Source organism: Streptomyces sp. NPDC052299, from assembly GCF_040679335.1.
Lineage (GTDB): Bacteria > Actinomycetota > Actinomycetes > Streptomycetales > Streptomycetaceae > Streptomyces.
The window spans coordinates 252685-275575 of record NZ_JBFAUP010000004.1 but is presented as its reverse complement, the minus strand read 5'-3'; the positions used below and the strand labels follow the sequence as shown (position 1 = coordinate 275575).

Sequence of the window (22891 nt, the reverse complement as noted above, 5' to 3'; positions counted from 1 at the left end):
ACAGGTGGCAACAGCGGAAACGTTCCTGACATTCCCCGGTCGCCGCTGGTGGCGGTGGTGACGCGGTGCCGCCGCCCCTCCCGGTCAGCGCGTGAGCAGTTCGAGCTCCGTCAGCAGATTCTGCCGGGCCCGCGGCTCCCACTCCCTCATGCCGTACGGCGTACGGAACAGCCGCGGAAGTCCCAGGAGTTGCCGCAGCACCGCAGCCCTGCCCTCCCGGAACGCCTCGTCCGGCACGAACCCGTACTCCTCGCGGACCTGCGCCGCGTACTCCCCGTACTCCTTCGGCGGCGCCGCGAGGACGGCCAGGTCCGCGTCGCACAGCACCTCGCCGTTGGTGTCGCCGGGGGCCGGGTCGTGCGTGACGGTGAGCCGGACGAGCCGGGCCGTCTCCGCGGTCACCGCGTCCGGCACGCCGGCCTCCGGGAGCGCCCGCTCGGCGAGCACGGCGCTGCGCTCCTCGTTCTCCGACCGGTCGGGCCGGTAGACCGCGTCGTGGAACCAGGCCGCCAGGCGCACGGCGTCCGCGTCGGCGGCGTGCCCGGCGAGCGTGTCGATCCGGTCCAGGACCGCCGCGAGGTGGGCGGTCGTGTGGTACTTGCGCTGCGGCTCGGCCCAGCGGCCCAGGAGATGGTCGGCGTACGGGAGCGGATCGGGGCCGTCCGCACCGCCCCGGGCCGCGACGAGGGTGTCGTGCCAGCGGGTGCGGAGCGCTTCCTCTTCCTGCCTGCGGTCGTCCGTCATGCGCACGAGGGTAGGCCGAAGTGGCCGGTGATGATCCGCAGGGTCACGGCGCCGTCCGCGTTGAACCCGGGCTCCGTCTCGTAACGCGGGGTCTCCCGGCCGATGATCCCGGCCGCCAGCAGCTCGCGCACCAGCAGGTCGCCGTGGCGCCGGCTCTCGCGGCGGGCGCCCATGTTGAAGTACGTGGTCGGGAAGCCGCGCCTGCTGTGGATGAAGTGGAACGGGTGCGCCTCGCAGTGGGGGACCGCGTAGTTCTGCCCGTGCGGGCACTCGCAGGCCGGGGTGGAGGCGAGGAACACGGTTTCCAGGGGGTTGGGACGGCCGAAGCGTTCCTCGTAGCGGAAGCCCGTGAGGTAACCCGCCTGGGTCGCGACGTCGCCGCCCTTGGCCGTCGCCGCGTCGTGCGTCAGCCAGGCCCAGCCGTCGGACGCGCCCTCCGTACGAGCGGGGAGGCCCAGGTCCGCGTAGATCCCGCTCAGCGTGGGAAGGTCGAGGCCCCTGGCGTACGTGACGAACGTGTCCGGGGGAATGGCGGCGGCGCTCACAGGGCCGCCACCTCGCGGGCGAGCGGCGGCGAGGGCAGGCCGAAGCAGGCGGCTATCGCGCGCACGATCCGCTCCTCCTTGTCGGCTTCGTGCTCGTAGCAGTCGTGGCCCGGATCGGTCTCCCAGGCGAGGCATTCCGCGTCGGGGCCTATGAGGTTCGCGGCGAGCAGTTCGGCCGTCATGTGGTCGGGGTTGTCGCCGACCCGCTGTTCCACGTCCTCGAAGCTGAAGTGGACGATCCACTTCCCGTCGCGCAGATACGTGAAGTCCGGCCCGTGCGCCTTGGCGCTGCACGGCTCGGTCACGATGACCACGATCTCGCCCCGGGGGGCGCAGAGGCGCGTGTAGTCGATGTTGTCGTAGTCCTGGATCTCCCAGTTGGCCATGTCATGCACCGCCCATGCCCAACCCCCCGCCTCTCCGTCGGCCAGCGCCTCGCGGTCCTGCTCGCGCAGGCCTGCCACGAGCGCGTCCCGGGACAACCCGCGGGCGAACACGAGGTTGACCTCGTGTCCCGGGAACTCGCACGCACTGTCGATGAAAGTCATGCGGCGAGCGTAGACGGGGGGACTGACAAGGGGGGTTGGGGCATGGGGTCGGGGCAAGGGGCGGGCGGGCCCGGTCGGCCATATTCGCGCGACATCGGGGGCGGCGCTCTGGGAATCTGCGTGCGGGCTCGGGCCCGTTGATTCCCTGCTTCCGACTGGATGGGTGAGCGATGACTTTCGTGCTGGTGGGGCCGGTTCTGGAAGGTGCTCGGGTGCGGCTGGAACCGCTGGAACACCGGCATGCGGAGGGGCTGTTGCGGGCCGGGCAGGAGAACCGGAGCTCGTACGGATACACCTGGGTGCCCGGGCCGGGGGAGGTCGAGGGCTACATCGACGCCCAGTTGGGGCGTGCCGCCGCCGGGAAGCTGGCGCCCTACGTCCAGGTGGACCGGGCCTCCGGGCAGGTCATCGGGGCCACCGCCTTCTGGGAGCCGCGGTGCTGGCTGGACGACGACAGCCTCACCGCCATCGAGGTGGGCTTCACCTGGCTCGCGGCGTCCGCGCAGGGGACCGGGGTGAACACCGAGTCCAAGTACCTGCTCTTCCGGCACGCGTTCGAGGAGTGGGGCGTCTCGCGCGTCGACCTGAAGACCGATGCGCGCAACCGGCGCTCGCGGGCCGCGATCCAGTCGGTGGGAGCCACGTTCGAGGGTGTGCTGCGGAACTGGTCGCCGTCGTGGGTGCCGGGGGAGGAGGGGCGGTTGCGGGATTCGGCGATCTTCTCCATCACGCGGGAGGAGTGGCCTGCTGTGCGGGGGCGCCTGGAGGCGCGGATGGGGGGTGCGTAGGCGGCACTTCGGGGCGCCCCCGTGGGTTCGGGGACGCCCCGTGAACGGTTCCGTCCTCAAACGCCGGACGGGCTGGGTGTTGCGGACGGGTTGGGCGTGGCGGTCCGGCTGGGAGCGAACCTTCGCAGGCGCAGTGAGTTGCCGACCACGAACACCGAGGAGAACGCCATCGCCGCCCCGGCGATCATCGGGTTCAGCAGCCCCGCCGCGGCCAGCGGAAGCGCTGCCACGTTGTACGCGAACGCCCAGAACAGGTTCGTCCGGATCGTGCTCAGCGTCCGGCGGGCCAGGCGGATCGCGTCCGGCGCCGCGCGGAGGTCGCCGCGGACCAGGGTCAGGTCGCCCGCCTCGATCGCCGCGTCCGTCCCCGTGCCCATCGCCAGGCCCAGGTCTGCCTGGGCCAGCGCGGCCGCGTCGTTCACGCCGTCGCCGACCATCGCCACCGAGCGGCCCTCCGCCTGGAGGCGCTTGACGACGTCCACCTTGTCCTGCGGCATGACCTCCGCGTACACCTCGGTGATCCCGACCTCGGCGGCGACCGACTCCGCCACCGCCCGGTTGTCGCCGGTCAGCAGGATGGGCGTCAGGCCCAGGCGGCGCATGCGTCCGATCGCCTCGGCGCTGGTGTCCTTCACCGCGTCGGCCACCTCGAACACCGCGCGCGCCTCGCCGTCCCAGGCGACCGCGATGGCCGTCCGTCCGGCGGCCTCCGCCTCGGCCTTGCGGGCGGCCAGGTCCGCCGGGAGCCGGATCTCCCACTCCGCGAGGAGCTGTTCGCGGCCGACGAGGACCGCGTGGCCGTCGACCACGCCCTGGACGCCGAGCCCGGGGACGTTGGCGAAGTCCTCCGGGGTGGGAAGGGCGGTGCCGGTGCGGTCGGCGGCTCCGGTGGCCACCGCCTGGGCGATGGGGTGTTCGGAGGCGTGTTCGAGGGCTCCGGCGAGGCGGAGGGCGTCGGTCTCGGTGGTTCCGGGTGCCGTGTGGACGGCCTGGAGGGTCATGCGGCCGGTGGTGACGGTGCCGGTCTTGTCCAGGACGATCGTGTCGACGCGGCGGGTGGACTCCAGGACCTCGGGGCCCTTGATGAGGATGCCGAGCTGGGCGCCTCGTCCGGTGCCGACCATCAGCGCGGTCGGGGTGGCGAGGCCGAGGGCGCAGGGGCAGGCGATGATCAGGACCGCCACCGCCGCCGTGAACGCGGCCGTCAGCCCCGCGCCGTCCGCCAGCCAGAAGCCCAGGGTGCCGAGCGCGAGGGCGATGACGACGGGGACGAAGACCGCCGAGATCCGGTCCGCGAGGCGCTGCGCCGCCGCCTTGCCGTTCTGCGCGTCCTCCACCAGCTTCGCCATCCGGGCGAGTTGGGTGTCCGCGCCGACGCGGGTCGCCTCGACCACCAGGCGGCCGCCCGCGTTCAGCGTCGCGCCGGTCACGGTGTCGCCGACGCCGACCTCGACCGGCACGGACTCGCCGGTGAGCATGGACGCGTCCACCGCCGAGGAGCCCTCTACCACGGTGCCGTCCGTGGCGATCTTCTCGCCGGGGCGGACGAGGAAGCGGTCACCGACCTGGAGGTCCGCCGTGTCCACGGTCACCTCGCGGCCGTCGCGCAGGACGGTGACCTCCTTGGCGCCCAGTTCGAGGAGGGCCTTCAGTGCGGCGCCCGCCTTCCGCTTCGACCGGGCCTCGAAGTAGCGCCCGGCGAGGATGAACGCGGTGACTCCTGCGGCCGCCTCCAGATAGATGTTCCCGGCGCCGTCGGTGCGGCCGATGGTCAGCTCGAACGGGTGCGTCATGCCGGTCATCCCGGCGGTGCCGAAGAACAGCGCCCACAGCGACCACAGGAACGCGGCGGACGTGCCGAGCGAGATGAGCGTGTCCATCGTCGCCGCGCCGTGCCGGGCGTTGGTCCATGCCGCCCGGTGGAACGGCCAGCCCGCGTACGTGACGACGGGGGCGGTGAGGGTGAGGGCGAGCCACTGCCAGTTGTCGAACTGGAGCGCCGGGATCATCGACATCGCGACCACCGGCACCGCGAGGAGCACGGCCGTGATCAGCCGCTGCCGCAGGGTGTCGGCCTCCTGCGGGGCGGGTGCGGCCTCGTCCTCCGTCGTACGCGCCGGGGGTGCGGGCTCGTGCGCGGTGTAGCCGGTCTTCTCGACCGTGGCGACGAGGTCCCGCACGGAGGCGGCGGCGCCGTCGTAGGTGACGTGGGCCTTCTCCGTGGCGTAGTTGACGGTGGCCGTGACGCCGTCCATCCGGTTGAGCTTCTTCTCGATACGGGCCGCACAGGAGGCGCAGGTCATGCCGCCGATGGCCAGCTCGACCTCGGCCCGGGCGGGCTGCGCGGTACGTGCGGTGTGCGCGGTCTGCGCTGTGGGCGCTGACACGGGGGCCTCCTCGTGGTGGTCCCTGGGTACCCGTTTTGGGTACCCCCCGGGGGTATCTCTTGAGTCCATGTATACCCCCACCCCCTATGTGGAAGCAAGGGTGATCCTCCGCGGTGCGCTCGGGCGGGCCGGTCGGTCGGCCGTCGTCCGTTCGGGCTCGCGTATCTTCACGTTCACGGTCAGGGCTGCGCCGTGGGCCTACCGCCCCGTAGGCTGGGTCATTGGACTAGACCTGTAGCTGCTTCCTGGAGGATTGGGTTCCCATGAGCAACCGTGCAGTCCTGGAGGTGATCGCTCTCGACGCGGAGGACGCGGTCGCCGCCCAGGCGGGTGGTGCGGACCGGCTTGAGCTGGTCACCGACATGGCGGCGGACGGACTCACCCCGTCCTGTGCGACCTTCGCGGCGATCCGCGCCGCGGTGGACATTCCGCTGCGGGTGATGCTCAGGGTCGCCGACGGCTTCGCGGCCGGTGACGTCGAGATACTCGTACGCAAGGCGCGCGAGCTGCGGGCCGAGGGGGCGGACGAGTTCGTCCTCGGCTTCCTGGACGCGGACGGGAATCCGGACCTGGTCGCGGTCGAACGGCTCGTCGCCGTGCTGGACGGCTGCCGGTGGACGTTCCACCGGGCGATCGACCGGGCGGCCGACCGGGACGCGCTGCGCACGGCCCTCGCGGATCTGCCCGGGCTGGACACGTATCTGACGGCCGGGGCGGCGGCGGGCGTGGACGCGGGGATACCGACGTTGGTGGCCGAGGCGGGGCGGCAGGGCCGGCCCGGGTACGAGCCGCGGATTCTGGTGGGGGGCGGGCTGCGGCTCGAACACCTTCCGGCGCTTCTGGACGCGGGCATCGACGCGGTCCACATCGGTGGCGCGGCCCGGCCGGACGGCTGGGCGGGGCCGGTGTCCGCGGAGTCGGTACGGGAGTGGCGGGCGGTGCTCGACCGCTAGGCGCGGGGCCCTGGGGGCGGTGTGGTGCCGCCGGGTGCGCCCGTCGCGCGCCGTTCCTGCGGGGGCGCTGCCCCCGGGCCCCCGCCTCCTCAAGCGCCGGAGGGGCTGGGGTTGTTGGTGGCGCTGGGCCTGTCCCCGCGTGTGGCGCCGTGGTTTCGGGGGCGCTGCCCCCGGGCCCCCGCTCCTCAAGCGCCGGAGGGGCTGGGGTTGTTGGTGGCGCCGGGTTCCGCGCCTGCGCGTGGCGTCGTGGTTTCGGGGGCGCTGCCCCCGTGCCCCCGCTCCTCAAGCGCCGGAGGGGCTGGATTTCGTGGCGCTGGGTCCCGCCCCCGCGGCCTCGAGCGCCCGCGACGGAACGTCGCCCTGTCATGACCCTGGCGCAACTGCCGCCCCCCGCCCCACAATGGCCTCGCGGCGATGGGAACGCTCCCATGGCGCGCCTCCCCGGCATGCCCGTCTGTCGTGGGAGCGCTCCCATCGCCGCATCGTCCGTCCCCACGACGAAAGGCTCCCGGTGAACGCCTCCTCACCCCCCTCCTCCGTCCGGCGCCGAAGGCGTGCGCTTGGCGTGCTGGCCGTTGCCGCCCTCTGCGGTGGGATTCTGACCGCGCCGGGGGCCGTCGCCGCCGACGGCGACGACCCCGCGCCGGAGCAGGTCGTCAACGGTGACTTCTCCGCGGGGACCGCGCCCTGGTGGTCGACGGCCAACGCGCCGGTGGCCGTCGTGGACGGGCGGCTGTGTGCCGACGTGCCGGGCGGGACCGCCAACCCGTGGGACGCGATCATCGGGCAGAACGACATCCCGCTCGTCGCCGGGGAGACGTACACCCTTACGTACACGGCGAGTTCGACCGTACCGCTGTCCATTCACACCAACGTGCAGATGGCGACCGATCCGTACACCGCCGATCTGTCCGCGACCGATCACATCGGCGCCGAGGCGACCGCCTACACGCACGTGTTCACCGCGTCCGCCGACCAGGACGGCGCGCAGGTGGCGTTCCAGGTCGGCGGGGGCGCGGAGGCGGCGACCTTCTGCGTGGACGACGTGTCGCTGCGCGGGGGCGCCGAGCCGCCCGTGTACGTGCCCGACACCGGGTCGCGGGTCCGCGTCAACCAGGTCGGCTACCTGCCCAAGGGCCCGAAGACCGGCACCCTGGTCACCGACGCGACCGACCCGCTGCCGTGGACGCTGAAGGCGGCCGACGGTACGGCCGTCGCCAGTGGGACGACCACCCCGGGCGGCGAGGACCCGACCTCGCGGCAGAACGTGCACACCTTCGACTTCAGCGACGCCACCGCCACCGGCGACGGCTTCACGGTCGAGGCGGACGGGCAGGTCAGCGAGCCCTTCTCGATCCGGGCGGACCTCTACGACAGCCTCCGGTCCGACTCGCTCGCGTACTTCTACCAGAACCGCAGCGGCATCGCGATCGACGCGGACCTGGTCGGCGAGGAGTACGCGCGCCCGGCCGGGCACCTGGGCGTGGCGCCGAACAAGGGCGACACGGACGTGCCCTGTCAGGCGGGCGTCTGCGACTACCGGCTCGACGTGCGCGGCGGCTGGTACGACGCCGGGGACCACGGCAAGTACGTCGTGAACGGCGGCATCGCGGTCGCCGAGCTGATGGACACCTACGAGCGCACGCTCACCGCCGACGGCGCCGAGTCCGCCGAGCTGGGCGACGGCGCGCTGCGGGTGCCCGAGCACGGGAACGACGTGCCGGACATCCTGGACGAGGCGCGCTGGGAGCTGGAGTTCCTGATGCGCATGCAGGTCCCGGCCGGGGAGCCGCTGGCGGGCATGGTCCACCACAAGGTGCACGACGCCAACTGGACCGGCCTCCCGATGCGGCCCGAACTCGACCCGGAGCAGCGCGAACTGCACCCGCCGACGACCGCCGCGACCCTGAACCTCGCCGCGACGGCCGCCCAGTGCGCCCGCCTCTACGCCCCGTTCGACGCCGACTTCGCCGCTCAGTGCCGTACCGCCGCCGAGACGGCGTGGGCCGCCGCGAAGGCGCACCCGGACGTGCTCGCCAGCCCGGCCGACGGCGTCGGGGGCGGGACGTACGAGGACAACGACGTGCGCGACGAGTTCTACTGGGCCGCCGCCGAGCTGTTCACCACGACCGGCAAGGACACGTACCGGCAGGCGCTGCTGGACTCGCCGCTGCACGGTGACGTCGACGCCGCGTTCCCCGCCGACGGCGGCATGTGGTGGGGCGGCACCGCCGGGCTCGGCGTCCTGAGCCTGGCCACGGTCCCGAACGACCTGACGGCCGGCCAGCTCGCGGACGTCCGGAACGTAGTGACGACGGCCGCCGACCGCTACAAGGCGCAGACCGAGGACCAGCTGTACGGCGTGCCGTACGCGCCCAAGGACCAGAACTACGCCTGGGGTTCGAACAGCCAGGTCCTGAACAACATGATCGTGCTGGCCGCCGCCGCCGACCTCACCGGTGACGCCGGATACCGGAACGCCGTGCTGCGCGGCGCGGACTACCTCTTCGGGCGCAACCCGCTCAACCAGTCGTACGTCACCGGCTACGGCGAGCGTTATTCGCAGAACCAGCACCACCGGTTCTGGGCGCACGAGTCCGACCCGTCCCTGCCGCACCCGCCCGCCGGGTCCCTCGCGGGCGGGCCCAACCTGACCGCCCCGACCTCGGGCGACCCGGAGGCCGCCGCGAAGCTCAAGGGGTGCGCGGCCGCGATGTGCTACCTCGACGACAACGGCTCGTACGCCACCAACGAGGTCGCCATCAACTGGAACGCCCCGCTCGCCTACATCGCCTCCTACCTGGACGACGCGGGCGACGCCACGGGCCCGGAGCGGACCTGCAAGGTGACGTACTCCTCGCACCCGTGGAGCACGGGCTCGACCACCACGGTCACGGTGAAGAACACCGGCACCGAGCCGGTCACCCCGTGGTCCCTGACCTGGCTGCTGCCCGGTGACCAGAAGCTCAGCCACACCTGGAGCGCCGCGATCAGCCAGTTCGACAGGACGGTGACGGCGACGCCGCTGTCGTGGAACCGGACGATCGCGCCCGGCGCCACCGTGGACTTCGGGTTCAACAGCAGCATCACGGGCCCGGCGGCCGACCCCGGCACCGTGAAGCTGAACGGGCGGTCCTGCTCCGCCGGATAGACCGGGCGGGGGCGGGGGTGGACGAGGGTCCCCCCGCCCCCGTTCACCCCGCTACGCCAGCTCCTCCGGCAGCGGCGCGGCGTGAAGCACCGTCAGTCCGGAGACCGCACGGGTCAGCGCCACGTACAACCGGCGCAGGCCCGTGCGTTCGTCCGGTTCGCCGTCGACCACGGCGGCCGGTTCGTCCAGCACCACGTAGTCGTACTCCAGGCCCTTCGCCAGCGACGCCGGGACCAGGGTCAGCCGGGTCTCGGCGGTCGTCTCCTGGCCGGGGGAGAGGTACGTGTGCCCGGCCGCGGTGAGCGCGTCGGCCAGGGCCGGAACGCGGGCGTCGGCGGCGATCAGGCCGATCGAGCCCTCGTGCGTCAGGGATTCCTCGCAGGCCGCGACGACCGCCGCGTCCAGTGCCGCCGCGTTTGCCACCTCGCGTACCGCGAGCGAGCCGGGCGACTCACGCACCGACTCCACGGGCGTCAGCCCCGGCGAGATCACCGGGAGCAGCCGGGACGCGTACGCGATCACGTCGCGCGGCACGCGGAATCCGGCCGTCAGCTCCTCCACCAGCGCGTCCGCCTTGCCCAGGTGGTGCAGCGCCTGCTCCCAGCTCTGCGTCGACCAGGGCGTCGTGCCCTGTGCCAGGTCGCCGAGGACGGTCGCCGAACCGGTCGAGCAGCGGCGGCCGACCGCGCGGTACTGCATGGGGGAGAGGTCCTGGGCTTCGTCGATCACGACGTGGCCGAGCGAGTGCGTGCGCGAGACCAGGTCGGCCGCCTCGTCGATCAGCACCGCGTCCGCCGCCGACCACTTGGCGGTCTTCACGCTGCGCGCGGGCCTGGCCCAGAGGATCGCCTTCTGCTCGTCCTCGGTGAGCAGCCCCTCCGCGTGCTCCGCCAGGAAGTCCGCGTCGGACAGCAGCCGCAGGACCAGCTTCGCCGGGTCCACGGCGGGCCAGATCGCCTTGACGGCCGCCTTCACGGCGGGATTGCGGGCCACCGCATTCTGCACCCGGTCGTCGGGGGCCTCGCCCGCCTGCTCCATGCGGACCAGGACGGCGTGCGCGATGCGCTGGGGCAGTGCCTCGTGGGCGGCGCCGTAGCGCATGTCCCGGGTCAGCAGCTCCTGCACCATCTCCTCGATCTCGTACGCCGGTACGCGCCAGCGCCGCGAGCCTCGCACCACCATCACCGGCTCGGTGGGCGGTGTGACGTGCGAGCGGAGGGCGCGCCGCAGGACCTCGGCCATGCGGGCGTCGCCCTTCACGACGGCGGCCGGGGCCTCGTCCGCGCCGCGGACCTCGATCTGCCCGGTGACCAGGTCCTCGACGGTCGCCTGCTTGACCTCCAGCTCGCCGAGGGCGGGGAGCACCTGCTCGATGTAGTGCAGGAAGGACTGGTTGGGGCCGACGACCAGGGTGCCGGTGCGGGCCAGGCGCTCGCGGTGCGCGTACAGCAGATACGCGACCCGGTGCAGGCCGACGGCGGTCTTCCCGGTGCCGGGGCCGCCCTGTACGCAGACCGTGCCGCCCAGCTCGCTGCGGACGATCTCGTCCTGCTCCGGCTGGATCGTCGCGACGATGTCCCGCATGGGGCCGACGCGGGGGCGCTCGATCTCCGCCTGGAGCAGCTTGCTCGTCTGCTCGGCCTCGGCGGGGTCGGTCAGGTGCTCGTCCTCGTACGCGGTGAGGTCCCCGCCCGTGTAGCCGAAGCGGCGCCTGCGGCCGACGTCCAGCGGGTCCTTGCGGGACGCGCGGTAGAACGGCTGGGAGACCGGGGCGCGCCAGTCGATCACCATCGGGTCGCCCTGCGCGTCGTGCACGTGGCGGCGCCCGATGTAGAACTGCTCGCCCTCCGCGCCTTCCGCCTCCTCCGCCCCGACGACGTGCAGATAGTCCAGGCGCCCGAAGAACAGCGGGGTGTGGGCCAGGTCCGCGAGCGACTTGATGCGCTCGTCGATCTGCGCCTGGAGCACCGCCGCGTTCACCCAGTTCGCGGTGACGTCGCGGATGTCGAGGTTCTGGGCGTCCTCCCGCATGGCGCGCAACGCGGCGCGGGAGGCCGCGAGATGGGCGCGCTCATGGGCGAGGGGGTCGGTGGTGGTGTCGCTCTCGAATTCGTGCGCGGGCACGGTGTTGCCTCCGGCATTCAACGCAGGACGGCGGACCGCGTCGCCCTGGGGGTGTGCGGTCCGCTCGGGGATCGATCGTGCGTACGGTTGTCGGCCGGTTTCCGTCCGGTCGGCGGCGCTCCCCCGGCTGCCGGCTGGGCCCCTCGGGGGCCGCCGGTACCACGGTGCGGGAGGCGGGCAGACCGGGGAGTGTACCGGTGGGCGGGGTGCGGACGCGAATGGTTTTTACGGCTCCGAGGGCCGGGGCCCGTCCGTCCCGTAGGGGGGCGCCGTCCTCCCGTAGGGGGTGCCGTGCGACCGGAGGCGTACGCGCGGGGCGTCGCGGTTCCGTCTGCGGGGCGACGCCCCGGCGCACCCGTCCGGAGCACCATGGACACATGAGCACCGTCACCCTTGACCCGCGAAGGACCGGGGCCACCGCGGCCCCCGGTCACCCCCACAACCGCGCCTCCGGCGCCCTGCGTGCCGTGAAGGTCTTCGCGCAGGCCGCCTTCGGCGTCGTCGTCCTCGGCGAGTACGCGGAGGAGGCGGGGGTGCGGCGGCGCTGACCGCCGCACCCCCGCCGCTCCCTCAGCTCTCCGACAGCAGCTCGTCCGCGTCCACGATGCGGTACGCGTAGCCCTGCTCCGCCAGGAACCGCTGGCGGTGCGCCGCGAAGTCCTGGTCGATCGTGTCGCGGGCGACGACCGAGTAGAACCGCGCCTCGTGCCCGTCGGCCTTCGGCCGGAGCACCCGGCCCAGGCGCTGCGCCTCCTCCTGGCGCGAACCGAACGTCCCCGACACCTGGATGGCGACCGTCGCCTCCGGCAGGTCGATGGAGAAGTTCGCCACCTTCGACACCACCAGCACGTTCAGCTCGCCCTGCCGGAAGGCGTCGAACAGCTTCTCGCGCTGCGCGTTGCTCGTCTCGCCCTTGATCACCGGGGCGTCCAGATGCTCGCCCAGCTCGTCCAGCTGGTCGATGTACTGCCCGATGACCAGGGTCTGCTCGCCCTTGTGCCTGCGCACCAGCGCCTCGGTGACCTTCCGCTTCGTCGCGGTGGTCGCGCAGAACCGGTACTTCTCCTCGGCCTCGGCGGTCGCGTACGCCAGCCGCTCCGAGTCCGTGAGGTTGACCCGGACCTCGACGCAGTCCGCCGGGGCGATGTAGCCCTGCGCCTCGATCTCCTTCCACGGCGCGTCGAACCGCTTGGGGCCGATGAGCGAGAAGACGTCCGACTCGCGGCCGTCCTCGCGGACCAGGGTCGCGGTCAGGCCGAGGCGGCGGCGGGCCTGGAGGTCGGCGGTGAACTTGAAGACGGGGGCGGGGAGCAGGTGCACCTCGTCGTAGATCACGAGGCCCCAGTCGCGGGAGTCGAACAGCTCCAGGTGCGGGTAGACGCCCTTCCGGCGGGTCGTCAGCACCTGGTACGTGGCGATCGTGACCGGCCGGATCTCCTTCCGCGTCCCGCTGTACTCGCCGATCTCGTCCTCGGTCAGCGAGGTCCGCTTCACCAGCTCGTGCTTCCACTGGCGGGCGGAGACGGTGTTCGTGACCAGGATCAGCGTCGTCGCCTTGGCCTGCGCCATCGCGCCCGCGCCGACGAGCGTCTTGCCCGCGCCGCAGGGCAGCACGACGACGCCGGAGCCGCCGTGCCAGAAGCCGTCGACGGCCTGCTGCTGGTACGGGCGCAGCGCCCAGCCGTCCTCGTCCAGTTCGATCGGGTGCGCCTCGCCGTCCACGTAACCGGCGAGGTCCTCGGCGGGCCAGCCGAGCTTGAGCAGCGTCTGCTTGACCTGGCCGCGCTCGGAGGGGTGCACGGCGACGGTGTCCGGGTCGATCCGGGCGCCCACCAGGGGCTGGACCTTCTTCGACCGGAGGATCTCCTCCAGGACCGGCCGGTCCGTCGTGGTCAGGACGAGCCCGTGGACGGGGTGCTTGGACAGGGTGAGGCGGCCGTAGCGGTCCATCGTCTCGGCGATGTCGACGAGCAGCGCGTGCGGTACGGGGTAGCGGGAGTACGTCACGAGCGCGTCCACGACCTGCTCGGCGTCGTGCCCCGCCGCGCGGGCGTTCCACAGCCCGAGCGGGGTCAGCCGGTAGGTGTGGATGTGCTCGGGTGCCCGCTCCAGCTCGGCGAACGGCGCGATGGCCCGACGGCAGGCGTCGGCCTGCTCGTGGTCGACTTCGAGGAGGAGCGTCTTGTCGCTCTGGACGATGAGGGGTCCGCTCACGCGCGTTGGCCCTTCCGGCTCGGGGGAAACCTCCAGTGTGCCGCATCGGTGGGCGGTGTGTCGTTGGCCCGGTCGGGACTGGGGCCTTGCGCGGTTGTCCCGGTCCGGGGCACCGGTTCCGTCCTCAAGCGCCGGACGGGCTGGGTTCCGCGCGGGTCACTCCGCCAGCTCGGCCACGCCCGTGATCCGGTGGAGGGGATACGTGCGGATCTCGTCCGCCGTGTGGTCGTACGCCGTGACGTAGCCGCCCTCCACGCGGACCGGGGCGATCACGCGCTGGCTGGCCGCGCCGTCCGCGTTCACGTAGCCGATCCACACCGCGGAACCCGTCATCGCGGCGGCCTGGACGGTGACCAGGGTCTCCGCGGCGGTGGTGCGGGGGAGCGCGCCCGGCGGGGTCGCGGGGGCGGTGTCCTTCTGGGCGTGGACGACCGTCGCCGCGTCGTCCCCGGCCCGGATCGCCCGGACCGCCGCGCCGAGCAGCGTGGTGTCCGGCACGGGCGGGCCCTCGGGGACGGGGGCGGGCGCGGAGCGGGGCGGGGTGCGGTGGGCCCCGGCCCGGGTGATCAGGACGTCGCCGTCGGCGGACTCCGCGGCGGGGGCGTAGCCCATCTCGCGCAGCCCGTCGAGCAGGGACGCCGGGTCGGCCCGCGCCGCCAGCACCGTCGGCGCGATCCGGCGCAGCCGCAGCGCGGCGGACCGCTTGTCGGCCAGGATCTCGCCGAGCACGGCCTCGTCGTCGCACCGTACGTACGAGGACGCGGCGCCGATCCGGAGGTGCCCGTGGCGGCGGGCCACGTCGTCGATGAGATAGCTCAGCGGCTGCGGCACCGGCGTACGGCTGTGCGTGGCGAGGAAGGCGTGCAGGTCGGCGGCGGTCTGTCCGGCGTCGAGGGCCCGGCGCACGGACCCGGGCGTGAAGCGGTACACCGTCGCACCGCCCTTGGACTCGACGTCCGCGAGCGTGCCGAGCATGTCGGCCAGCGGGCGTTCCAGCGGACCGGGCGCGACGGCCGTCAGGTCGGCCTGGAGCAGGACGTGGTCCAGGGGCTCCGGCAGCAGCGGGGCGAGCATCCCGGCCGCCTTCGCGGGCCCCTCGGTGAGCAGGGCGCGGGTCTGGGCGGCGAGCGCGCCGCGCCCGGTGATGCCCAGGAGCTCCGACTCGTTCAGCGTCCACAGGGCGATCCGGGACCGCAGGTCCGTGGTCCCCTCGGTGGCGGCGGCCCCGCGCAGCGGCCGCTCCCAGCGGAGCCGGGCGAGCACGGACTCGGGGTCGGGCGCGGTGCCGGGCGGCAGCGCGTCGAGCAGGGCGAGGACCCGGTGGCGCACCTCCGGCGCGGCGGAACGGTCCAGGTCGGGCCCGAGCGCGGACAGCGCCCGCCCCTTCGCGTCCTGGCCGCCGACCAGGCCGGAGGTCCGGGTGGCGGTGAGCCAGGCGGTCGCGAGGGAGACCCAGCGCTCCTGCGCGGGCAGCTCCAGCCACTCGTCGGACGCCGGGGTCGGCGCGTACCGCTCGTCCGCCTCGCCGTCGGAGGCCAGCAGCCCGGCTGCGTAGGCGAGTTCCACCCAGAACGCGGCGGCCGGTTCCGGGACGTCCAGCGCGGCGGCCGTCTTCCGCAGCTCCCGGACGCTGAGCCCGCCCGCGCGCAGGACGGCCGGGCCGCCGCCGTTCCAGTGCTTCAGCAGCTCCTCGACGGTGGACACCGCCAGGAACGCCTGCCCGGCCGCCGCGCTGTCCACAGCCTGTGGATCGCGTTCGGCGACGGCGGTCACGGCCGGGGGCCGGGGCTCCGGTGTCCGGTGGGCGCGCCCGGCCCGCAGATGCAGCGCCGCCTCGCGGGGCAGCACGACGGTCCGGGTCGAGACGGGCAGCAGCAGCCCCCGGTCCCGCAGCCACGTCACCGGCGGCGCGGGATTCGGCGTGACCTCTCCGTACGGCGGCCCCCACACGAGCCGGTCCAGGACGGCCAGGGCCTCCATGGGCGCGGTGTCCAGCAGGGCGCCCATCCGGGCCCGGTCGGTGAACAGCCCGGTCAGGGCCGCCACCGCGGACACCGGGTCGTGCGTGGCGGGCAGCCCGGCGGCGGCCAGGATCTCCTGGAGCCTGCCGGGCGACATGCCCGCGGTGGCCTCGGCGACGGTCGGCCCGAGGCCGGTGGGGGAGGGGTGCTGCGGCGACGGCGACAGCAGCTCCCGCGCCGTGCGGACGAGCCGGAGCCGGTCGTCGTCGCCCCACACGAGCGCCTGCTCGCGCAGGGTCCCGAGCGCGCCGGGCAGCGCCGCCACGATCGCGGCGCCCACGTCGTCGCGCTGCTCGCCGTCGTCCTGCCCGTCACCGGTCAGCAGCCCGAGCAGCGTCCCGTACGGTGCCGGGTCGGGCGCCACCGCGAGCGCCTCGGCGGCCTGGAGGGCGAACCGGTCCAGGCGTTCCAGGGCGCGTACGACGGACGCGCGGGTGCCCGCGCGCGTGGCGAGCTGCGTGATGTCGCCCGGCACGGGGGAGAGGAGATCGGGCCGCGCCCGCAGCAGCCCGGCCAGTGACTCGTCGTCCCGGGCGCGCAGCGCCTCGGCGAGCGTCCGCGGTGGTGTGGTCGTCCCCATCCGCCCCACGGTAGCCGCTCCGGACAGCCCTGAGGGCGCTACCGTCGGTGCAGGCCGGTGGCGGGGAACCGAGGGGAAGCGACGCGTGGGGATCGAGAGCGACCAGCTCGTCTACGACTACCTGAGCCGGGTCGGCGACCTGGCCCAGCAGCAACAGTTGCCGTCGGGCGCGCGAATGCGCCTCGTCACGGAGCTCCGTACGGAGATCGACCGCCGCCGCGAGGCGCAGCGGGCCCACACCCCCGGCCAGGTGCGCCGCATCATCAGCACGCTCGGCACCCCGGACGAACTGGTGGCGGCAGCGGCGAGGGCGGGGGCGTCCGAGCCCCCGGAGCCCCCGGAAATCCCCGAACCCCGCCGCGCGAGTCTTCGCGGCGGCGGGCGGCGGGGGGCGGAGGCCGCGTCGTCCGACGCGGACGCGGCCGGTCCGCGCCCGCCGGGCCCGGACGCCGCGCCGGGCGGCACGCGCGAGGACGCCTCGGCGTGGCGCGGAGCCGACCCGGACGCCGCCGTCCCGCGCGGGGCGGGCGAGGGCGCCCCGGGGCCGCGCCGCACGGGCAAGGGTCCCTTCGCCCAGCGCCGGGCGGACCGGGCCGCCGACGCTTCGGCGCCGGACCGGACGGTCCCGGACACCTCCGACGCCTCCGCCCCGCACCGGGCGGGCATGGACGAGCTCGGGGCGGACGCCGGTGACGGCGAGTGGTGGCGGGACGAACCCGGGCCGTTCGGTGAGACCGGGCCCGGTGCCTTCGGGGAGTTCGGCCCGGGTACGGAGGTGCCGGGGTTCCGGGGCGGCGTGGAGATCCCGGCGCTGCTGCGGCCGCCGGAGGCCGAGGAGGAGGAGCCGGAGGAGGAAGCGGAGGACGAGGCGCCGGAGGAGGCGGAGGAGCCGGAGGCCCCGCCGAAGAAGGTCCGCCGCCGCCTCCGCCGCGCCCGCCCGGCCCCGGCGGCCCCGGAGGCGGCCCCCCGCCGGGGCTTCGGCCACCCCGTGCTGCTGCTGGCGGCGGCGCTCCTCGTGGTGGGCGCCGTGATGGGCTCCCTGCTGGCCCTCGCGGGCGGCTGGCTGCTCGCCTACGGCTCCCGCAAGCTGTCCCGAGCGGAGGCGAAGTGGGCCGCGATGGGCCTGCCCGGCGCGGTTGCGGCGGCCGCCCTGGTCTGGCTCTGGGGCCGCATGGACGGCCGCTGGGGCGCCCCGATCCCGGAACACGGCATGAAGGACGCGCTGGGCGACGTATGGCCGGTCACAGTCCGCACGGCGGCGGTGGCGTCGGCCCTGTTCCTGGTGTGGCGGGCGAGGCGACGGTAGGAGGACGGCGTCCGGCCGGGCCTGCAACCCCACCCCCCGGCCGGAGGCCGGCCCGGCACAATGGGTGTATGAGCCCCGCACCCCTCACGGTCGGCTTCGACCTGGACATGACCCTCATCGACTCCCGCCCCGGCATCAAGGCCGTCTACGACGCCCTCGTCGCCGAGACGGGCACCCCGATCGACACCGACCTGGTGGTGAGCCGCCTCGGCCCCCCGCTGGAGGACGAGCTCGCGAACTGGTTCCCCGCCGCCGACGTCCCCGCCGTGGCGAACCGTTACCGGGCCATGTATCCCGCGTACGCCATCGAGCCGACCCTCGCCCTGCCCGGCGCCCGGGAGGCGATCGAGGCGATACGGGAGCGCGGCGGCCGCACGATGGTCGTCACCGCCAAGTACGAGCCGAACGCCAAGCTGCACCTGGCCCACCTCGGCATCGAGCCCGACGTCATCGTGGGCGACCTCTGGGCCGAGCGGAAGGCGGTCGCCCTGAAGGAGCACGGCGCCACGGTCTACGTCGGCGACCACATCGGCGACGTCCGCGGCGCCCAGGCCGCGAACGCCGTCCCGGTGGGCGTCGCGACGGGCCCCTGCGACGCCGAGGAACTGCGCACGGCCGGAGCGGCCACCGTCCTCGCCTCCCTCACCGAACTCCCCGCCTGGCTCGACGGGTACGCACGCTAACGCGGGCCGCTGGCCCCGAACAGCTCCCGGAACGCCCTGGCGCGTTCGCCGGGCTCGACCGGTTCCCCGTACGACCGCCCGGATGACGGACAAGAGGTGGGGGCATGAGCGGCCTTCCGAACAGGGGGAGGTCCTGCCCACGGCAGCGAAGAGCCACCTCGACGCACCGTCAAAAACGTTGGGCGGGGCCCGTTTCGGCGCTCCGGGCGATGCGTCCCAGGCGTACGCGGATGTCCCGCAGCCGTTCCCGGCCGGACGGGGCGTCGCCGTCACCCAGCGCGTAGTGCAGGCCGGGCCCGGCGGCAGGCCCGATGCGCACCGGCACGGTCTCGGTGAGGCTCCTGCCGTCGAGGCCGAGGCCGGTGACGGCATCGGGCCCCAGCGTGAAGGAGACGGGTGCCGCGGACGGCTGGTGCCGGGGCGGAGTGGTCAGGTCGGCGCGGGCGGAACGCAGTTGGGTGACCATGGTGGCGAGGCCGTGCCCTGCGCACAGGGACGCCGCCAGCTCCGTGAGAAGGCCCAGCGGCACGTCGTCCCCCGGACCGTAGCCGAGCACGATCGTGGCGCGTTCCTCGACGCCGACAGCGGTATGCGACACCCGCACGGTGGCGATCGAGGGCCGGTCGGAACCGCCCACGGCGACCACCCAGGTCGGCAAGGACCGCTGGGCACGCCCGCGGGCCAGCTCGGTCAACTGGCGTGGCGACCACGGGACGTTGACCGGCTCGGCGGTGGACCATCCGGCGGGCGGCGCCCCCGTGAGCGTGCGCCATGCCAGCTCCAGTGCGCCGCCGAGGGTGAGGCGGTCATCGGCCGGATGAATCGTGCGGAGCGAGACGATCAGCTGCCGCTCCCCCTCGGCCTCGGCCGGCCTTTTGAACGCATCCGCGATACGGGGCGAGCCGTCATCGGCGATGGCCGGGGCGAAGCACCCGTCGTGCCAGTCGAGCACGGCTCCGGAGAGGCCGTCGTAGTAGCCGCACTCCCGGTCCCGGACGACCCAGCGCGACGGCAGCCCGTCGAGCAGGGCGTGTACGGGGAACGTGAGCCGGGTGCCGGGCGGAGTGACGAGCTGCAGCTCGCGCCCGGTGCGAACGGCGCTACGGGCGACGTCGGCCAGCCACGTGGTCGCGGCCACGACAGGGCGCCCCTGGATGACGACGGCCGCCCTCGCGGTGAGCACGTCGACGCCGGGGGGAGCCGTGTCACCGCTGAGCCCCGCGAGGCCGGGCACCACGTCGGTGTGCCCGGCCCAGGGCGGCCAGACCGCGCCCCCGAGCACCGCTGCCAGCCGCCCCGCGACGGACCCCGCGAGCCGAGCGGCCTCCGCAGCCGCACTGGATGCCCGCGCCTCGGTCCACCACACGGGCGATTCGTCCCAGACGCCCTCGCCGAGCAACCTCGCCACCTCGCCGGGCACTTGGAGGAAGCGGGGTGCTTCGAGGGAAACCAGCGTCTGCCCGGAGTCCGAACACAGTCTCGCAACGGCCCCGTTCCCGGCCTCGCCCACCCGCAGATCGGGGCCGCCCGCGTGCAACCCGGCCAGCAGCGTCTCGGTGTCGGGCATCCGGGGGGTGAGGGCGATGACGTCCTGGGTCATGCGGCTCCGTCTCGTGAGGATGGCGCGCGATGCGGTCAGTACCGGCCGGACAGTTCCTCCAGGGCGTCCAGGGACGGTGCCTCTTCCGGAGTTTGCTGGGCGATGACACCGGCTTCCGGCCGTGCCGGGCGTCGGACCGGTCCATGCAGCGCCGCGAGAGGGGTGAGCCCGCTGCGACGGGCTTCCCTGAGGACCGTCAGCCACACCGTCCCGGCGTCGAACGCCTCGGCACCGGCCGCGGTGCGGGGCACGTATCCGGCGGCTGAATCGTCTGCGGCAGCCCAGACGAAGCCCAGGGTCCGGCCGTCCCGCCGAACCGTGAGGTACCGGACCGGACCGTCGGTGATCTGCTCGTAGTCGTCGTCGGACTCCGGCAGGCGGGAATCGAGCAGCCGGGTGCGGTCGAGCGTCTCGAAGGTCCCCCAGGCATCCTCGTAAGCGGGGCCTTCGCTCCGCAGGTCCCTGAATCCGCTGGTGCTCGGTGCCGCATACCGGTTCTCCTCACCCGGTTCGGGCGGAACGCCCAGCAGCGCCGAGATGCCGTCGAGGGCGGCGGCGAGCCGGGGGGCGTTCATCGCGTACACCTCGGGTTGCTCCCTGCCGCGGGTGTCCATCGTCAGCCAGGCGTCGGAATAGGTCTCCAGCGTCGCGACCAGCAGCGTGCCGCCCCACACCTCCACCTGGACGGCGAAGAGCCTCTCGGCGCGAAATGTGCCCCCCGGCTCCAGCCATGTGCCGGGGCACTCGACGCGCAGGACGACGGCCAGGTCCCCTTCGAGCGCGTCCGCCCGTTCCACCGCCCGGATCACGGGCGAGGCCGGCGCCCACGGCGGCGCTCCGAGACTCAGCCCGCGCAGTTCCATTCGGACGTCCCGCGGGTTCTGACGGTCGCAGACCCGCAGACCTGCCGTCCCTCCGGCTGCGGCGAGGCCCCGGTCCGCCAGCCGGTCCCACACCCCCGCCGCGGTCCGAGCGGCACTGCGGGCAGAGAATTCGGCACCGCTCGTGGGGGAGAGTTCCCACACCCACTCGCCGACAGGAGTCGAGGTGATCACAGGATTCCCTTCGGGTCGGCGCGGCTGCCCGGCGGAATCACGAGATTTCCGTCCTCCAGTCGCACGACGAACGTGATGCCCGTTCCCTTTCGACCCCGCGCCCCGCTGTGGATGGCCAGGAGCTCATCGTAGGAGCCGTTGGTCATCCAGTCCCGTACGGTTCCCCGGCCTCCGTCCACGAGCATCACCGAGTGGTCGGCCTCGGCGATGGCCAACTGCAGCAGGTACTTGCCGCGTGCGATCTCGCTGACGGGGTCCTGCGGATCGTTGAGGTGCTTCATCTGGTACGCGTACACGTCGCCGGATTCGTCCCTGATGCGGATGTCCACGTCGGCGCCGGCCGGGACCTTCTGCTCGAAGTCGATGGTGTGTGCCGGAACACCGCGCTCCACCAGCTCGTTCGCGAAGATCAGCTGGTCGGCGGACGGCTGGAACATGTGCGCCTTGTTCGCTCCCAGAGCAGAGACGACCTGGCCGTACTCGTCCGCCTGATTGAACCTGCCCGAAGCGATGATGTCGGCGACCCGCTGCCCGTCCGCTTCCGTAGCCAGTCGCTCCAGAACCCGTTCCAGCACATTCGGCTTGGGGCGTTTCTTTCCGGGGACGTTCTGCACCGCGTCCCGGACACGCTGTTCCGTCTCGCTGCCGCGTACGAGGGGCCCGCTCCCGGGGGCGGGACCGTGGGACGGGCCGGAGGCGCTCCCGCCGGAGTCCCCCGAGCCGCCGTCGGAACCGTGGCCGTGGCCGGTATCGCCGCTCGCCACCTCGCCGTGGGGCGCGTCGTCAGGTCCGTGCACCACGTCGTCGCGGTGGGCGCCATGACTTCCTTCCCCGGTGGGATGCGGGGCCGCATTGTCGTGCGCGTGTGCCGCTGGGGCCTCTGCCCGTGCTCCGACGCCGACCGGCTGCTGTTCGGCCCCCCTCACTCCGCCGGCCGGAGGCTCGTGCCTCGCCGGTTCCAGGTGGGGGTTGCCCTCCCGGTCGAGGGGGACGAAGGTGCCGTCCTTGTCGATGCGGTAGCGGTGGTCGAGGTCGAGGACACCCTCGGGGAACCTCGACGCCGGGATGCGGAGGTGGTCGCTCACGTTGGCGAGTAGGCGGGAGACCTTGGGCAGGTCCGACAGGGCCTTGGCCGCCTTGAACGCGCCGCCGAGCGGGTCCAGGGCGTCGCCGATCCGGGCCGCCGTGCCCGCCGCCTTCGCGAACGATCCGCCCTTGCCGAGCTTGGCGGCGACTCCCAGCGGGCCCGCGAAGAGGGTGAGCAGGTTGAACGTGACGATGGCGTGGCCGCGGGCCGGGTCCTCCGGCGTGACGTCGTAGGCGACGAGTTGCTTGGCGAACTCCTTCGCGTACGCCTCGCTCTCCCGCTGCCAGTCCGACAGATGCTCGCCCTGGCCCAGGGCGTCCATGCCGTACGCGTACCCGCCGACGGCTGTCCGGCGTAAGCCGTCCCACGCCTCGTTGCGGGCCTTCTCCCCGTGGAAGCCCGCCAGCGTGCCGAGGCCGTCGATGCCGCCCCAGATGCTGTCCTTGGCAAGGCCGTCCCAGGCCCAGCTCTTGGCCCCGTGGCCCCACCAACCCAGGCTCCAGCGCTCGTAGGTGCGCTCCTCGGGGCTGCCCCACGGCAGGTTCTCCATCCCCGCGAGCAGGTCCTCGGACGGGCCGTACGCACGGGGTCCGTGGGAGCCGTCGTCGGCGGTCCAGCGCGGCCTGGACATGGCCGGGCTGATCGCCTCGATCGCGTTCGCGGCCTTGCGTTCGGCCTCGTGGAAGCCGTCCTGCGCCTTGGCCACGTCGTCCATCAGGGCCTGGTGCTCGTCGAGCTTCTTCTGGTCCTCGGTCCAGTCGTCGTCGCCCTCGACGCCGTGAACGAAGTCGATCGCGTCGTGCTTCAGCTGCTTGAGCCGGTCCGCGTGCGGCTTCGCCTCGTGGATGAACGTGACCAGGGCGTCGGCGAGCGACTCGATGTCCGTCGCGAACTCCTCCGCCGTGTCCATCACCGGCTGGGTGGAGGAGAACAGCCGGTCGGCCTCGGGCGCCTTGTAGTAACCGGCCGTCGCCTGGAAGCGGGAATGGACGTCCTTTCCGCTGGTACGGATGCCGATGGCGTGCGTCCGTAAACCGGACGCGGCCTTCTCCAGTTGGGCGAAGTCGCCGGTGTACTGCGGGATGCCGCCGGGCTGGATCACGGC

16 protein-coding genes are annotated in these 22891 nt (G+C 73.6%); 6 read left to right on the top strand and 10 right to left on the bottom strand.

Features of this window, described 5'->3' with window-relative positions; genetic code table 11:
- Positions 1-84: 84 nt before the first annotated feature.
- From AB0L33_RS09040 to AB0L33_RS09030, 3 genes are read right to left on the bottom strand one after another with little or no spacing between them, the layout of a single operon-like run.
- Positions 85-744: a hypothetical protein gene (locus AB0L33_RS09040; protein WP_365679132.1), complete on the bottom strand. Its 660-nt coding sequence runs from the start codon at positions 742-744 to the stop codon at positions 85-87.
- Positions 741-1289 carry a hypothetical protein gene (locus AB0L33_RS09035; protein WP_365679130.1) on the bottom strand — a complete coding sequence of 183 codons (549 nt, stop codon included), beginning with the start codon at positions 1287-1289 and terminating at the stop codon, positions 741-743. Before AB0L33_RS09035 ends, AB0L33_RS09040 begins: the two co-directional genes overlap by 4 nt.
- Complete coding sequence (locus tag AB0L33_RS09030) at positions 1286-1837, bottom strand: hypothetical protein (RefSeq protein WP_365679128.1); 552 nt, start codon at positions 1835-1837, stop codon at positions 1286-1288. Before AB0L33_RS09030 ends, AB0L33_RS09035 begins: the two co-directional genes overlap by 4 nt.
- 170 nt (positions 1838-2007) lie before the next feature.
- Between AB0L33_RS09030 and AB0L33_RS09025 the strand changes: the two genes are divergently transcribed.
- Complete coding sequence (locus AB0L33_RS09025; protein ID WP_365679126.1) at positions 2008-2625, top strand: GNAT family protein; 618 nt, start codon at positions 2008-2010, stop codon at positions 2623-2625.
- A 56-nt stretch (positions 2626-2681) separates the two neighbouring features.
- Here the strand turns inward: AB0L33_RS09025 and AB0L33_RS09020 are convergent, their stop codons facing one another.
- A complete protein-coding gene (locus AB0L33_RS09020; protein ID WP_365679124.1) occupies positions 2682-5012 on the bottom strand; it encodes a heavy metal translocating P-type ATPase in 2331 nt (776 codons plus the stop codon).
- A gap of 263 nt (positions 5013-5275) precedes the next feature.
- On the opposite strand from AB0L33_RS09020, the gene AB0L33_RS09015 reads away from it, so the two are divergent.
- Positions 5276-5965 (top strand): copper homeostasis protein CutC, encoded by a 690-nt coding sequence (locus AB0L33_RS09015; RefSeq protein WP_365679122.1) that lies wholly within the window; start codon positions 5276-5278, stop codon positions 5963-5965.
- A gap of 511 nt (positions 5966-6476) precedes the next feature.
- A complete protein-coding gene (locus tag AB0L33_RS09010; protein ID WP_365679120.1) occupies positions 6477-9116 on the top strand; it encodes a glycoside hydrolase family 9 protein in 2640 nt (879 codons plus the stop codon).
- 51 nt (positions 9117-9167) lie between these two features.
- Here AB0L33_RS09010 and AB0L33_RS09005 read toward each other — a convergent pair whose 3' ends face one another.
- Positions 9168-11240, bottom strand: coding sequence for a UvrD-helicase domain-containing protein (locus AB0L33_RS09005; RefSeq protein ID WP_365679118.1), 2073 nt, complete (start codon positions 11238-11240; stop codon positions 9168-9170).
- Positions 11241-11617: 377 nt separating this feature from the next.
- On the opposite strand from AB0L33_RS09005, the gene AB0L33_RS09000 reads away from it, so the two are divergent.
- Positions 11618-11788, top strand: a complete 171-nt coding sequence (locus AB0L33_RS09000; protein WP_185992977.1) for a hypothetical protein — start codon at positions 11618-11620, stop codon at positions 11786-11788.
- Positions 11789-11810: 22 nt separating this feature from the next.
- Here AB0L33_RS09000 and AB0L33_RS08995 read toward each other — a convergent pair whose 3' ends face one another.
- Entirely contained in the window at positions 11811-13454 is a 1644-nt protein-coding gene (locus AB0L33_RS08995) for a DNA repair helicase XPB (RefSeq protein WP_365679116.1), read from the bottom strand.
- A 156-nt stretch (positions 13455-13610) separates the two neighbouring features.
- Positions 13611-16055: a helicase-associated domain-containing protein gene (locus tag AB0L33_RS08990; protein ID WP_365679114.1), complete on the bottom strand. Its 2445-nt coding sequence runs from the start codon at positions 16053-16055 to the stop codon at positions 13611-13613.
- Positions 16056-16140: 85 nt separating this feature from the next.
- Here AB0L33_RS08990 and AB0L33_RS08985 point away from each other — a divergent pair, with 85 nt between their 5' ends.
- A complete protein-coding gene (locus AB0L33_RS08985) occupies positions 16141-17361 on the top strand; it encodes a hypothetical protein (RefSeq protein WP_365679112.1) in 1221 nt (406 codons plus the stop codon).
- A 68-nt stretch (positions 17362-17429) separates the two neighbouring features.
- Complete coding sequence (locus AB0L33_RS08980) at positions 17430-18044, top strand: HAD family hydrolase (RefSeq protein ID WP_365679110.1); 615 nt, start codon at positions 17430-17432, stop codon at positions 18042-18044.
- Between the two features lie 169 nt (positions 18045-18213).
- Here the strand turns inward: AB0L33_RS08980 and AB0L33_RS08975 are convergent, their stop codons facing one another.
- The 3 genes from AB0L33_RS08975 to AB0L33_RS08965 form a co-directional block, all read right to left on the bottom strand.
- Entirely contained in the window at positions 18214-19644 is a 1431-nt protein-coding gene (locus AB0L33_RS08975; RefSeq protein ID WP_365679108.1) for a DUF6177 family protein, read from the bottom strand.
- Positions 19645-19679: 35 nt separating this feature from the next.
- Positions 19680-20507: a hypothetical protein gene (locus tag AB0L33_RS08970; protein WP_365679107.1), complete on the bottom strand. Its 828-nt coding sequence runs from the start codon at positions 20505-20507 to the stop codon at positions 19680-19682.
- A gap of 188 nt (positions 20508-20695) precedes the next feature.
- Positions 20696-22888, bottom strand: a complete 2193-nt coding sequence (locus AB0L33_RS08965; RefSeq protein ID WP_365679105.1) for a hypothetical protein — start codon at positions 22886-22888, stop codon at positions 20696-20698.
- Positions 22889-22891 lie beyond the last annotated feature (3 nt).

Coding starts and splice junctions, on each gene's coding strand:
- AB0L33_RS09000 (WP_185992977.1), top strand. CDS start 11,618: ATGAGCACCGTCACCCTTGACCCGCGAAGGACCGGGGCCACCGCGGCC.
- AB0L33_RS09015 (WP_365679122.1), top strand. CDS start 5,276: ATGAGCAACCGTGCAGTCCTGGAGGTGATCGCTCTCGACGCGGAGGAC.
- AB0L33_RS08980 (WP_365679110.1), top strand. CDS start 17,430: ATGAGCCCCGCACCCCTCACGGTCGGCTTCGACCTGGACATGACCCTC.
- AB0L33_RS08975 (WP_365679108.1), bottom strand. CDS start 19,644: ATGACCCAGGACGTCATCGCCCTCACCCCCCGGATGCCCGACACCGAG.
- AB0L33_RS09030 (WP_365679128.1), bottom strand. CDS start 1,837: ATGACTTTCATCGACAGTGCGTGCGAGTTCCCGGGACACGAGGTCAAC.
- AB0L33_RS08990 (WP_365679114.1), bottom strand. CDS start 16,055: ATGGGGACGACCACACCACCGCGGACGCTCGCCGAGGCGCTGCGCGCC.
- AB0L33_RS09040 (WP_365679132.1), bottom strand. CDS start 744: ATGACGGACGACCGCAGGCAGGAAGAGGAAGCGCTCCGCACCCGCTGG.
- AB0L33_RS08970 (WP_365679107.1), bottom strand. CDS start 20,507: ATGGAACTGCGCGGGCTGAGTCTCGGAGCGCCGCCGTGGGCGCCGGCC.
- AB0L33_RS09025 (WP_365679126.1), top strand. CDS start 2,008: ATGACTTTCGTGCTGGTGGGGCCGGTTCTGGAAGGTGCTCGGGTGCGG.